This window comes from Acidovorax sp. YS12, assembly GCA_021496925.1.
Classification (GTDB): domain Bacteria; phylum Pseudomonadota; class Gammaproteobacteria; order Burkholderiales; family Burkholderiaceae_C; genus Paenacidovorax.
Map to the genome: position 1 here is coordinate 541,237 of CP053915.1, position 13,074 is coordinate 554,310.

Consider the following 13,074-nt stretch of genomic DNA (forward strand, 5'->3'; position numbering starts at 1 on the left):
CTTGAAACCCCGCAGGCCTGCGCCTGTGGGGTTTTTTGTATCTCAGTGATCCATGGCGCCACCCACGGCCTGTGAAACCGGCGCAGCCCAGGCCAGCGGACGCCGCGCAAGGGCCGCCCCGCCGCGCGGGCGTTGCCCCCCTGCCCGCAGCGCGCAGCACCGCGAGAGCGGGGGGAAGCGGCGTAGCCGCTCAGGGGGGTGTTTCTGCCCGCCAGCCTGCGGGCAGTTTCCAGTGTGCGGCCCAGTGGGCGAAATCCTCCAGCGGCATGGGCCGGGCGATGTAGTAGCCCTGGGCCAGGGGGCAGCCCAGCTGCTGCAGCCGCTGGCCCTGCTGGGCGGTTTCCACCCCTTCGGCGATGACGCCCAGGCCGAACGAGCGTGCCAGGCCGACCACGCCCTGAACGATGGCCAGGTCGCCCGGGTCCACCAGCATGTCGCGCACGAAGCTCTGGTCGATCTTCAGAGTGTCCATGGGCAGGCGGCGCAGGTAGGTCAGCGAGGAGTAGCCGGTGCCAAAGTCGTCCAGCGCTACCGAGATGCCCTGCGCGCGCAGTTGCGCCAGTTCCCCGGCGACGTGCTCCACGTCGTACAGCGCCGCGCTTTCTGTGACCTCCAGCTTCACCAGCGCCGCCGGAACGTCCGGGTGGTTGTCCAGGCAGCCCATGATCCAGCGTGCGAAGCCCGGCTGCTGCAGGTGCCGCGCGGCGATGTTGATGCCCAGCGGCAGCGCCAGGCCCTGGCGCCGCAGCGTGGCGATGCAGCGCAGTGCCTCGGCGAACACCCATTCGCCGAACGGAATCTCCAGCTCGGTGCCCTCCAGGCCCGGCAGGAAGGCGCCCGGCGCCAGCACGCCCTGCTGCGGGTGGCGCCAGCGCACCAGGCACTCGGCGCCCACCACCGCGCCGCTGTCCATGTCCACCTGGGGCTGCAGGTACAGCGTGAACTCGCCGTGCGCCAGCGCCTGGCGCAGCCGCTGGATCTGCAGGTGCTGCTCACGCTGGCTGCGCGCCAGCAGGGCGTCGAAGCCGTGGAAGCGGTTGCGCCCGTTCTGCTTGGCCTGGTACATGGCCTGGTCGGCGTGGCGCAGCAGGGTGTCGGCGTCGGCGTCGTCCTCGGGGTACAGGGTGTAGCCGATGCTGGCGGTGATGCCGACGCGCTCGGACTCCAGCGTGTAGGGCGCCGAGATATGGGCCATGAGCTGCTGGAGCTTTTGCTCGCAGCCCTCGCGCGTCTTCAGGCCGGGCAGCAGGATGACGAATTCGTCGCCGCCCAGGCGCGCCACGCAGTCCGTGGGGCGCAGCGCGCGCGTCAGCCGCGCCGCCACGATCACCAGCAGGCGGTCGCCGGCGCCGTGGCCCAGCTTGTCGTTCACGGGCTTGAAGCCGTCCAGGTCGAGGTAGGCCACGCCCAGCTGGGTGCCGCTGGCGCGGGCCTTTTCCATGGTGTCCTGCAGGCGCTGCGCCAGTTGCACGCGGTTGGGCAGGCCGGTGAGGGCGTCGAAGTGCGCCAGGCGCTGCAGTTGCTCCTGCTGCTCGCGCTGGCGCGTCACGTCCAGGCTCACGCCCAGCATGCGCGCGGGCTGGCCCTGGGCGTCGTGGCCGACGATCTTGCCCATGTTGCGGATCCAGCGCGCGCCGCCCTGGGGCAGGGCCACGCGCCAAGTCACGTCGAACGGCGTGGCGGGCGCGCCGGCGTGGCGCTGCACCTCGGCCTGCACGCGCTCGATGTCCTCCGGCGCCAGGCCCGCGCTCCAGCTGGGCGAAGCGGCGTCCTGCCGGCCGGTCATGGCGCGCCAGCGCGCGTCGCCGCCGATCAGGCCGGTGTGCAGGTCCCAGTCCCACAGGCCCAGCAACGCGGCGGACACGGTGAGCGAGAGCAGCTCCTCGCGTTCGCGCACGCGCTCCTCGCCACGCTTGCGCTCGGTGATGTCGTGCGCCGAGAACAGCCAGCAGGGCTCGCCGTAGTAGTCCACCTCGCGCAGGGACTGCAGCACGGTGCGCCGCGTGCCGCCGCGCGCCGTCAGCGTGATTTCGTAGTCGCTGAGCTGGCCGCTGGACGCCATGGCGGCGAGCATGTCCGCCCGGTCCCCGGGGGCAAACAGGCCCAGCTCCAGCGCGTTGCGGCCCAGGGCTTCGTCCTGCGCGATGCCGGTGAGCGCCTCCCACGCGGGATTGACGATCTGGTAGTGGCCGTCGCTGCGCCGCACCATGCCCATGGGCTGGTCCACCAACTGGAAGATGCGCGCGAAATGCTCCTCGGACTGGCGCAACTGTTCCTCGGCGCGCTTGGCTTCGTCGATGTCCTGCATCACGCCGCGGATGCGCGCCAGGCGCCCGTTTTCCACCACCGGCTCGCCGCGCGCGCGCACCCAGACCCGCTCGCCGTCGGCGCGCACCACCTGCATCACGATGCTCCAGTCGATGCCGTGGCGGATGCATTCCAGGAACTTGGCGCGCATGGCCTCGCGCCAGGGCGGGGCGACGTAGGTGTCGATGTAGTCGCGCGGCAGCGGCGCGCCCAGGGGCAGGCCATGGATTTCGTAGCACACGTCGGACCAGTAGACGATGCCCTGGTCCGGCCCGTCCTCCCAGGCGCCCAGGCGCGCCAGGCGGCCGGCCTGCTGCAGCAGGCCGTTGACGGCCAGCAGTTCGTCGCGCGTGCGCTGCTCCTGCGTCATGTCGTGGAAGACGAAGACTAGGCAGTCCTCGCCGTCGAGCTGCAGCGGCTGGGCCGACATCAGGCCCGGCACCAGCCGCTCGCCGCTGCGCGCCACCAGCGGCAGGCGGGTGGCGTAGCCGTCGCGCTGCAGGGCCTGCAGCAGGCGCGCGCGCTCGTCGGGCGTGGCCCAGATGCCCATCTCCGTCGAAGTCCGGCCCAGCCAGGCGTCGCGCGGGTGCCCGAACAGCGTGCAGAAGGCGGCGTTGACGTCGATGTAGCGCCCGTCGGACTGGCGCGTGATGCCCGCGGGATCGGGCAGCATCTGGTAGATGGCGGAGGACTTGGCCTCCGATGCGCGCAGGACCTCCTTGTCCGCGCGCTGCTGCGTCACGTCCTGCGTCATGCCCACGAAGCGCAGGGGGCGGCCCTGGGCGTCGCGCTGCGCCACGCGCCCGCGCGAAAGCACCCAATGCCACTGGCCGTCCAGGTCGCGCACGCGGCACTCCGACTCGAACAGCGCCACGGCGCCCGTGCGGGCGGTGGCGAGATAGGGGTGCAGGAGCGCGGCGTCGTCGGGGTGGCGCAGGCCGTCCCAGTAGGCCTGGACGGCCTCGGCGGGCTGCTCGTACACGCCGAACTGGCGGAAGAACTCGCCCTGGAAGCGCAGTTGCCGGCTGTCCAGGTCCCACTCCCAGTAGCCGCACCCCAGGGCCTGCATGGCCAGCAGCAGCGCCTGCTCGCGCTCTTGTGCGTACCCTTGTGCGCACGCGCCGGCATCGCCATGGGGCGCGCCGCGCCACCGCGTGGCCAGCCGCCGCCACCATTGCCTCGCCCATGCCATGTCCATGGCTGCAAGTGTAGAGGCGCGCACGGGGGCCTGCGGCGCACCGCGGCTTGGTGCATGCACGGCTTGACGAGCCGCTTCAGCGCCCCCCCGTGCGCCAGGTGACCAGGCCGGTGGAGAGCAGCGTGCCGCAGACGATGACCAGCCCGCACCCCAGCATCCACGGCGTGACGCGCTCACCCAGGAACAGCATGCCGTAGACGACGGCGAACACCGGCGCCAGGAACGTCACGGCCAGCGCGCGGCTGGAGCCGACGCGCGCGATCAGGCGGAAGTACATGATGTACGCGATCCCCGTGCACAGCACGGCGATGGCGGCCACCGCGCCCCAGGCGCGCGGCCCCGGCATGGTGGCGGGCCAGAACCACAGGGTGGGCAGCGCCAGCACCAGGGCCGCGCCCAGCAGGCTGCCCGTGGCCGATGCCAGGGCGGGCACGCCTGCCAGGTAGCGCCGCGTGTAGCTGGCGGCCACCGCGTAGCAGGTCGAAGCCAGCAGGCAGGCCAGCAGGGCCCAGCCCGCGTGGGTGCCCCCGGCGCCCACGCCCCCGGGCGCGCGCCAGGCCAGCAGCGCCACCCCGACGAAGCCCAGCGCGAGGCCGAGCCAGCGCAGCCGGTTGATGCGGTCGCCGAGCCAGGCCCAGGCCACGAGGGCGCCGAACAGCGGCACCGTGGCATTGAGGATCGAGGTCAGCCCGGTGGCGATGTGCATCACGGCCCAGGCGAACAAGGCGAACGGGATGGCCGAATTGATCAGCCCGGCCACCAGGATCGGCCGCCAGTGCCGGCGCAGCGCCGGCCATTGCCCCTGGCGCAGCAGGATGGGGCAGAGGAACGCCGCCGCCAGCGCCACGCGCAGCCCGGCCGTGGGCAGCGGGCCGAACTCGGCCGCGCCCAGGCGCATGAACAGGAACGAAGCGCCCCACAGGGCGGAGAGCAGCAGGAACTCCCCGAGCCAGGAAGGGGCCGGCGTGGCGGTGGATGCAGTCATGAAGGGGTGGAAGGTGGGGGAGTGGCGGCGTCCTCGAGCCGCAGCAGCGCGCGCTTGCGCTCCAGCCCGCCGGCATAGCCCGTGAGGCTGCCGTCGCTGCCCAGCACCCGGTGGCAGGGCACGGCCACGCTCACCGGGTTGCGGCCCACGGCGGCGCCCACGGCGCGCACGGCGGCGGGCTTGCCCAGCGCTTGCGCGATGGCCAGGTAGCTCGTGGTGCGGCCGCGCGGAATGGCGCACAGCGCCTGCCACACCGCCTGCTGGAAGGGCGTGCCGCCGTGCAGGTCCAGCGGCAGGTCGAAGCGCGTGCGCGTGCCGCCCAGGTATTCCTGCAGCTGGCGGGCCGCCTCGCGCAGCACCGGGTGGGCGTCGGCGGCGGGCCAGGCGCCCGGCCCGTCGAGCTGCGCCGGCAGATGGCGCTGGCCGTCGAACCACAGGCCCACGAGCCCCTGGGACGAGGCGGCCAGGCGCACTTCGCCCAGCGGCGAAGTGCAGCGGCCTTGAACGGTGTCGGGGGGATAGTGCATGGCGGAATCCTTTGATTACATACTAAATGGGCCCGGCGTGCCGGGCAGGGCCTTCTGTTGCTCAGAGCGTGGCCCAGGCGCGCACCACCGCGTAGCTGCGCCACGGCCGCCAGGCCTGCGCCGCCTCGGCCGCGGCGCGGGCGGGCTGGCGTGTGCCTTGCACGCCCAGGGCCTTGTGCAGCGCCACGTCGCCGCTGGGGAAGGCGTCGGGCCAGCGCAAGGCGCGCATGGCGATGTACTGTGCCGTCCAGTCGCCAATGCCGGGCAGTTGGCACAGCGCCGCCGTGGTGGCCGGCACGTCGGCATGGGCATGCAGGGCGATCTGGCCGGTGTTCACGGCGCGCGCCAGCGCCACGATGGCGGCCTGGCGCTGGCGCACGATGCCCAGCTGTCCCAGGGCCTCGCCCTCGGCGGCGGCCAGCACGGCGGGGGCCGGGAAGAGGCGGTTCAGCCCGGGCCAGGGCGTTTCGATGGGCGTGCCGAAACGCTCCACCAGGCGCTGCGCCAGGGTGCGCGCCGCCGCCACCGTGATCTGCTGCCCGAGGACGGCGCGCACCGCCAGCTCGAAGCCGTCGAAGCAGCCGGGCACGCGCAGGCCGTCGCCCTCGGGAAAGTCGCCATGCAGCACGGCGGCGATGGCGGCCGGGTCGGCGTCCAGGTCCAGCATGGCGCGCACGCGGGCGATCACCTGGGGCAGCACGGGCAGCAGGCTGTCGCTCACCGAGAGCGCCACCAGGCTGCGCGCCGTATCGAAGGCGGTTTCGAGCCACCCCGTGTGCTCGCCGCCGCCGCAGGCCAGCCGCGCCGTGCGGCGCAGCGCCAGCGCATCGGCCGCCTCGACGGCGGGGATTTGCCGCGCGGCGAAAAAGGCGAGCAGCGCCGCAGGGTCGTACGGCGGGCGGTAGCCCAGGCGCACCGGGCGGCTGCGCCCCGGGTCCGCCGGGCCCGTGCGCCGCAATTGCGTGGGATTGAGTCCGTAGTGCTGGACGAAGGCGGCGTTGAAACGCCGCACGCTGGCGAAGCCGCTGGCCAGCGCCACCTGGGTGACGGGCAGGCAGGTGTCGGTCAGCAACTGCTTGGCCGCCAGCAGCCGCCGCGTCTGCAGGTACTGCAGCGGGGAGATGCCGAGCGCCGCCTCGAACAGGCGGCGCAGGTGGCGGTCGCTCACGCCCAGGCGGGCGGCCAGTTGCGCCACCAGGGCGCCGCCTTCCAGCGGGCTGCCGGCCTGCGGCGTGTCGAGCAGGCGCAGGGCCTGGCGCACGAGGATGGCGCCCGCGTCCTGCACCGACCAGGCGAGCGCCTGCGGCGCCAGCTCCGGCCGGCAGCGCAGGCAGGGCCGGAAGCCCGCGTGCTCGGCCTGCGCGGCCAGGGCGAAGAAGCGGCAGTTCTCGCGCCGCGGCGTGCGCACGGCGCAGACCGGGCGGCAGTAGATGCCGGTGGAGGTCACACCCGTGAAGAAGCGCCCGTCGAAGCGCGCATCGCGCGCCTTCAGGGCGAGGTAGCGGGCGTCGTCATCGTCGGCGGGAGGCAGGGTGGGCATGAAGCGGATGATAGGTTGCGGCCTGCCTGCGGGCGCGCCGTTTCCGGACATGTGCCTGGCTCTCCAGGTGTAGGCGGCGGCCTACAATGCGCGGCTTCTTTCCAGCGTTCGACGACAGGATTCCCCGTGCAGATCTCGCCCACCATCTTCAAGGCCTACGACATCCGCGGCATCGTTCCGAGCACCCTGAACGCCGCCGTGGCCCTGGGCCTGGGGCGCGCCTTCGGCACGGCCGCGCGGGCCCAGGGGCAGACCGTGGTGGCCGTGGGGCGCGATGGCCGCCTTTCGGGGCCGGAGCTGTCGGCCGCGCTGATCCAGGGCCTGGTGGAAAGCGGCGTCGAGGTCATCGACATCGGCCTGTGCACCACGCCCATGCTGTACTTCGCGGCGGCCACGCTGTGCCAGAGCGGCATCCAGATCACGGGCAGCCACAACCCCAAGGACTACAACGGCTTCAAGATGGTGCTGGCCGGCCGCGCCATCCATGACGAGGACATTCAGCAACTGCGCCGCACGATGGAAGCGGAGTCCTGGCAGCTCGCCCCCGGCGGCAGCGTGCGCCAGGCCGACGTGCTGCCCGCCTACGTGCAGCGCATCGTGGGCGACGTGAAGCTCGCGCGCCCGATGAAGATCGTGGTGGACTGCGGCAACGGCGTGGCGGGTGCGTCGGCGCCCGGCATCTTCCGTGCGCTGGGCTGCGAGGTGGTCGAGCTGTTCTCCGAGGTGGACGGCAACTTCCCCAACCACCACCCCGACCCGAGCAAGCCCGAGAACCTGCGCGACCTGATCGCCGCGCTGCAGGGCACCGGCGCCGAGCTGGGCCTGGCCTTCGACGGCGACGGCGACCGCCTGGGCATCGTCACCAGGGACGGCCAGAACATCTTCCCCGACCGCCAGATGATGCTGTTCGCGCAGGACGTGCTCTCGCGCGTGCCGGGCGGCACCATCCTGTTCGACGTGAAGTGCACGCAGCGCCTGGCGCCCGCCATCCAGGCGGCTGGCGGGCAGCCGCTGATGTACAAGACGGGCCACTCGCTCATCAAGGCGCGCATGAAGGAGGTGGATTCGCCCCTGGGCGGCGAGATGAGCGGCCACATCTTCTTCAAGGAGCGCTGGTACGGCTTCGACGACGGCACCTACGCGGGCTGCCGCCTGCTGGAAATCCTGAGCCGCAGCAACGACCCCAGCGCCGTGCTCAACGCCCTGCCCACGAGCCACTCCACGCCCGAACTCAACGTGCAGTGCGCCGAGGGCGAGCCGCACCAGCTCACGGCCGCGCTGCAGGCTCTTGCGGGCGAGGCCTTCGCCGCGCCCGCGCAGGTCAGCACCATCGACGGCCTGCGCGTGGACTGGCCCGACGGCTTCGGCCTGATCCGCGCAAGCAACACCACGCCCGTGCTGGTGCTGCGCTTCGAGGGCCACACGGAAGAGGCGCTGCAACGCATCGAGGCGCACATGCGCGCGCTGCTGGAGCGCGTGAAGCCCGGCGCGCAGGTGGGCAGCGCCGCACACTGACCTGGCCCTTGCCGTGCGCTGGCTCTACAGCACCCTGACCTGGGCCGCACAGCCGTTGCTGCGCCGTAAGCTGCGCCGCCGCGCCGTGGCTGAGTCGGGCTATGCCGTGGCGGTGGAGGAGCGCTTCGGCCGCTACGGCCAGCCCGCGGGTTCCGGCTTCGTCTGGGTGCACGCCGTCTCGCTGGGCGAAACGCGCGCCGCCGCCATCCTGCTGGCCGCGCTGCGGCGCGCGCTGCCCGGCATGCGCCTGCTGCTGACCCACGGCACGGCCACTGGCCGCGCCGAAGGCGCCAAGCTCTTGCAGCCGGGCGACGTACAGGTCTGGCAGCCCTGGGACACGCCCGCTGCCGTGCAGCGCTTTCTGCGCCAGTTCCGCCCGGCGCTGGGCATCCTCATGGAAACCGAGGTCTGGCCGAACCTGGTGGCGGCGTGCCGCCGCCAGGGCATTCCCCTGGCGCTGGCCAATGCGCGCCTGAACGACACCTCGCTGCGCAAGGCGCAGCGCCTGGGCTGGCTGGCGCGCCCGGCCTACCGGGGCCTGGTGGCGGTGTGGGCGCAGACCGAGGCCGACGCCCAGCGCCTGCGCACGCTGGGCGCGCCCGTGCAGGGGGTTTTCGGCAACCTGAAGTTCGACGTCGAGCCCGACGGCGCCCAACTCGCGCAGGGCCGCGCCTGGCGCGCCATGCAGGCGCGGCCCGTGGTGCTGCTGGCCAGCAGCCGCGAGGGCGAGGAAGCCCTGTGGCTCGAGATTTTCAAGCAAAAAACGGCTCCAGCCCTTATGGGGCAAGCGCCAGCAGCTATCAATTCGGAAGTGCAGTGGCTCATCGTGCCGCGCCATCCGCAGCGTTTCGATGCCGTGGAGGCGATGCTGCGGGCGGCGGGCCTGTCGGTGGCGCGGCGCAGTCGCTGGCAGGGCGCGCCGCCGCAGGCCGACGTCTGGCTGGGCGACAGCCTGGGCGAAATGGCGCTGTACTACGGCCTGGCCGACGTGGCCTTGCTCGGCGGCAGCTTCGCGCCGCTCGGGGGGCAGAACCTCATCGAAGCCGCGGCCTGCGCCTGCCCCGTGGTGCTGGGGCCGCACACCTTCAACTTTGCCGAAGCGGCGCAGAAGGCCTGCGCCGCCGGAGCGGCCCGCCGCGTGGCCGGCATGGCGCAGGGCGTGGATGCCGCGTACATGCTGGCGTGCGATGCCGGGGCGCTGGCCGCGGCGCGCACAGCCGCCCTGGAGTTTGCCCAGGCGCACCGCGGGGCGGCGCAGGCCACGGCCGACGCCGCGCGCCGCCTGTTGGGCCGATGAGCCATGCGCACACGGTTTTCGCGCAGGCTGGCGCCTTGCGGCATGGGCCCGTTTCTTGCGGTACCCCGGTTCCCGTATTTCCCGTGCACCAGGCAACACCATGATCCCCTTGCATGACATAGTGGTCGCCACCGTGGCCATGCTCGGGGTCGCGTTTCTCGTCTGCTGGAACGCCGCGCGGCAGAACCATGCCGCCTTGCTGTGGGGCATCGCCCACCTGGCGCTGGCGGGAGCGTCCTGGACGGGCTACCGTTTCATGCTGCAGCCGCAGGCCTGGCTCGGCCTGGTATCCACCCTGCTGACGGGGCTGTTCATCGCCACGCTGCACGCGGCCGCGGAGTCGCTGCGCGGACGGCTGCGCGGCTGGCGGGTGCTCGCGCTGCGCGCGCTGGGCATCGCGCTGGCCGTGGCCGCCGTCGGTTTCGGCGGCAGCCAGATGGCCGGGCGGCTGCTGGTGCTGGCCTTGATGGTGCTGGCCTATGGCGTCTCGGCCCGTTTTCTCCTGGCCATGGGCTACAAGGCGGCGGGCATGGCGTTCGCCGTCAAGGCACTGGCGTGCCTCGCCGCGGTGGCCGAGCTGCACACCGTCGGCACGCCGTTCCAGAGCCCGCTGGCCGTGGTGGTGAACGGGGTGTCGAGCGCGCTGCTGGGCCTGGCGCTGATCGACGCCACCATCCACCTGTCGAGCCAGCGCCTGCGCAACGTGCTGCGCCACCTGCCCGATGCGCTGGTGGCGCGCAGGCTCGACGGCAAGGTGGTGTTCTGCAACGAGCGCTTCGCGCAGCTCGCCGGTGTGGCCTCGCCCGCCAGCCTGGTGGGGCGCAGCGTGCCGCTGCTGGCCGCCGACCAGGGCGAAGCCGATGCCATTGCCCGCAAGGTGAATGCCTTGGCTGAGTCCACCCCGCTGCACGAACCCATCCGGCTGGAGCGCTCCATCACACCGGCGCAAGGGGCGCCGTTTCCCGCGGAGGTGATCTTGTCCAGCCACATGGACCTGGGCTACCGGGTAATCCTGGCGCAGATCCGCGACCTGAGCGAACGCAAGAAGGCCGAGGAGGAGCGGCTGCAGCAGGCCAACACCGACCAGCTCACCGGGCTGGCCAACCGGCGCTTCCTGGAGCAGCAGCTCGATGCCCTGCTGTGGGCGGGCCGGCACCAGGGCACGTACTGCGCCGTGCTGCTGATCGACCTGGACCATTTCAAGAAGGTCAACGACACGCTGGGCCATACCTTCGGCGACCAGGTGCTGTGCGAGACCGCCCAGGCCCTGCTGGCGCACCTGCAGCCCGGGGACCTGCTGGCGCGCCTGAGCGGCGATGAATTCGCGCTGGTCATGCCGCGCCTGCAGTCGCTGGCGAGCGTGCTGGAGGTGGAGGCGCGCGCGCAGGCCATATTGCACGCCGTGCGGCGGGACTTCCGCCATGCGGGCATGGCGTTCAAGCTCGACGCCAGCATCGGCGTGGCGTTTCCGGGCAAGGAGGCGCTGGCGGCCAGCGTGCTGCTGCAGCGCGCCGAAGTCGCCATGTACGAGGCCAAGGCGCGGGGGCGCAGCGGCTGGTGCTTCTTCGACGCGGGCATGGACGAGCGCCTGGCCGGCTCGCTGCGCATCGAGGCCGCGCTGCGCCAGGCCGTGGCGCAGGGCGAGCTGCGCCTGTACTACCAGCCCATCTACTGCGCCCGCACCGGCCGCCTGACCAAGGCCGAGGCGCTGCTGCGCTGGGAGAGCCCGCAACTGGGCTGGGTGTCGCCGGGGCGCTTCATTCCCGTGGCCGAGGAGTCCGCGCTGATCCTGGAGGTCGGCGCGTGGGTGCTCGAAGAGGCCATCCGCCAGGTGGCGCAGTGGCGCGCACAGGGCTGGGACGCCCCGGTGGTCAGCATCAACGTCTCGGCCCGCCAGTTCGCGCACCCGGGCTTCGAGGCCTTGCTGCACATGCTCCTGCACCGCCACGGACTGCCGCCGCGCGCCATCGAGCTGGAACTGACCGAGACCCTGCTGGCCAGCGACCAGGAGAACCTGCCCGCGCTGCTGCACCGCCTGCATGATGCGGGCGTAGGCCTGTCGCTCGACGACTTTGGCACCGGCTATTCATCGCTGAGCTATCTGGCGCGCTTCCATCTGAATACGGTGAAGATCGACCGCAGTTTCGTCATGAACCTGCAGGAGGGCAGCCGCAACCACTCGCTGGTGCGGGCCATCATTTCCATGGCGCACAGCCTGCACCTGCAGGTCGTGGCCGAGGGGGTGGAGTCGGCGCTGCAGCGCGCCATCCTGCAGGCCGAGGGCTGCGATTACCTGCAGGGCTACCTGCTGGGCCGCCCGATGCCCGCGGAGCAGCTACAGGCGCGCCCGCTGGCGCTGACCGAGGAACAGGCGCCTACTGTGCCAGGAACGCATTGATGGCCTTCACGTCGTCCAGCGCGAGCGTGCCCGCCGCTTGGCGCAGCTTCAACTGGCCCATGAGCAGGTTGTAGCGTGCCACGGCCAGGTCCCGCTTGGTCTGGTAGAGCTGGCTCTGGGCGTTGAGCACGTCGATGTTGATGCGCACGCCTACCTGGTAGCCGAGCTTGTTGGCGTCCAGCGCGCTCTGGCTCGACGCCTCGGCGGCCTCCAGCGCCTTGACCTGGCTGCGCAGCGACTGCACGCCGAAGAACGCGGCGCGCGTGCCCTGGGCCACGGCGCGGCGCGCGCCCTCCAGGTCGGCGCGGGCCTTTTCCTCCAGCGCCAGGGTTTCCTGGATGCGGTTCTGCACCGCGAACCCGGCGAACAGCGGCAGGTTCAGCGCCACGCCCACGCTGGCCGTGGTGTTGCGCTGGTTCAGGCCCTGGGCCGTCATGGTGCCCTTGGGGTAGTGGTTGATGGCGTAGCCGGCCTGTAGGTCCACCGTGGGCAGGTGGCCGGTGCGGGCCTTCTGCGTTTCCAGCTGGGCGATGTCGAGCGCCACGGTGGCCTGGCGCACGGCGGGCTGCTGCGCCTGCGATTTCTCCACCCACTCGGCCACGTCGCCCGCTGCATCGGTAGGCAACTGCACGGGCTGGGCCAGGGGCAGGGGGGCGATGCCGGTGCGGCCCACGAGCTGGTCGAGCGCCAGGCGCTTGACGTGCAGGTCGTTCTCGGCCGCGATTTCCTGCGCGACGACGATGTCGTAGCGTGCCTGGGCTTCGCGCTGGTCGGTGATGGTGCTGGTGCCGACCTCGAAATTGCGCTTGGCCGCCGCGAGCTGTTCCTCCACCGCGGCCTTTTGCGCGCGCACGAAGGCCAGCGTGTCCTGCGCGGCCAGCACGTCGAAATAGCCTTGGCTCACGCGCACCAGCAGATCCTGCGTGGCGGCGTCGAGCTGCGCCTGGGCCACGTCGATGCCGCGCTGCCCCTGCGCGTAGCCGATGCGGTTGGCCGGCCGGTACAGCGGCTGCGAGGCCGACAGCGTGACGTTGCGGTTCGGCGTGGTGAGGTTGATCTCCGGGCGGCTGACCTCGGTGCGCGCGGTGGACACCCCGGCCGACAGGCCGGCGCTGGGCAGCAGGCCGGCGCGCGCCTGTTCGGCGCGGCTGGCGGCGGCGTCCATCTGCGCCTTGGCGGACTGCCAGGCGGCGTCGTAGCCACGGGCCTGTTCCACCAGGGCCAGCAGGCTTTGCGCCTGTGCGGAGCAGGCCAGCGCGGCCAGGGCCAGCACAAGGGGGAGACGGCGGAACGGGGTCATGGAGGTC

General features: G+C 72.2%; 8 protein-coding genes. 3 read left to right on the forward strand and 5 right to left on the reverse strand.

The window, feature by feature from the left end:
• Positions 1 to 190: 190 nt before the first annotated feature.
• The 4 genes from YS110_02600 to YS110_02615 form a co-directional block, all read right to left on the reverse strand.
• Positions 191 to 3,505, reverse strand: coding sequence for an EAL domain-containing protein (locus tag YS110_02600; protein ID UJB63728.1), 3,315 nt, complete (start codon positions 3,503 to 3,505; stop codon positions 191 to 193).
• 76 nt (positions 3,506 to 3,581) lie between these two features.
• Positions 3,582 to 4,490, reverse strand: a complete 909-nt coding sequence (locus tag YS110_02605; GenBank protein UJB63729.1) for a DMT family transporter — start codon at positions 4,488 to 4,490, stop codon at positions 3,582 to 3,584.
• Positions 4,487 to 5,017, reverse strand: a complete 531-nt coding sequence (locus tag YS110_02610; GenBank protein ID UJB63730.1) for a methylated-DNA--[protein]-cysteine S-methyltransferase — start codon at positions 5,015 to 5,017, stop codon at positions 4,487 to 4,489. The genes YS110_02605 and YS110_02610 overlap by 4 nt, the downstream gene beginning before the upstream one ends.
• Positions 5,018 to 5,078: 61 nt before the next feature.
• A complete protein-coding gene (locus tag YS110_02615; GenBank protein ID UJB63731.1) occupies positions 5,079 to 6,557 on the reverse strand; it encodes a helix-turn-helix domain-containing protein in 1,479 nt (492 codons plus the stop codon).
• Between the two features lie 126 nt (positions 6,558 to 6,683).
• Here YS110_02615 and YS110_02620 point away from each other — a divergent pair, with 126 nt between their 5' ends.
• The 3 genes from YS110_02620 to YS110_02630 all read left to right on the forward strand — a co-directional run bounded on the left by YS110_02620 (position 6,684) and on the right by YS110_02630 (position 11,767).
• A complete protein-coding gene (locus tag YS110_02620) occupies positions 6,684 to 8,072 on the forward strand; it encodes a phosphomannomutase/phosphoglucomutase (protein ID UJB63732.1) in 1,389 nt (462 codons plus the stop codon).
• A gap of 1 nt (position 8,073) precedes the next feature.
• Positions 8,074 to 9,369: a 3-deoxy-D-manno-octulosonic acid transferase gene (locus tag YS110_02625; protein UJB67324.1), complete on the forward strand. Its 1,296-nt coding sequence runs from the start codon at positions 8,074 to 8,076 to the stop codon at positions 9,367 to 9,369.
• Between the two features lie 100 nt (positions 9,370 to 9,469).
• Positions 9,470 to 11,767, forward strand: coding sequence for an EAL domain-containing protein (locus tag YS110_02630; protein ID UJB63733.1), 2,298 nt, complete (start codon positions 9,470 to 9,472; stop codon positions 11,765 to 11,767).
• Here YS110_02630 and YS110_02635 read toward each other — a convergent pair.
• Positions 11,745 to 13,067: a TolC family outer membrane protein gene (locus YS110_02635; GenBank protein UJB63734.1), complete on the reverse strand. Its 1,323-nt coding sequence runs from the start codon at positions 13,065 to 13,067 to the stop codon at positions 11,745 to 11,747. The genes YS110_02630 and YS110_02635 overlap by 23 nt on opposite strands.
• Between the last annotated feature and the right edge of the window lie 7 nt (positions 13,068 to 13,074).

Coding starts and splice junctions, on each gene's coding strand:
- YS110_02610 (UJB63730.1), bottom strand. CDS start 5,017: ATGCACTATCCCCCCGACACCGTTCAAGGCCGCTGCACTTCGCCGCTG.
- YS110_02635 (UJB63734.1), bottom strand. CDS start 13,067: ATGACCCCGTTCCGCCGTCTCCCCCTTGTGCTGGCCCTGGCCGCGCTG.
- YS110_02615 (UJB63731.1), bottom strand. CDS start 6,557: ATGCCCACCCTGCCTCCCGCCGACGATGACGACGCCCGCTACCTCGCC.
- YS110_02600 (UJB63728.1), bottom strand. CDS start 3,505: ATGGACATGGCATGGGCGAGGCAATGGTGGCGGCGGCTGGCCACGCGG.
- YS110_02630 (UJB63733.1), top strand. CDS start 9,470: ATGATCCCCTTGCATGACATAGTGGTCGCCACCGTGGCCATGCTCGGG.
- YS110_02605 (UJB63729.1), bottom strand. CDS start 4,490: ATGACTGCATCCACCGCCACGCCGGCCCCTTCCTGGCTCGGGGAGTTC.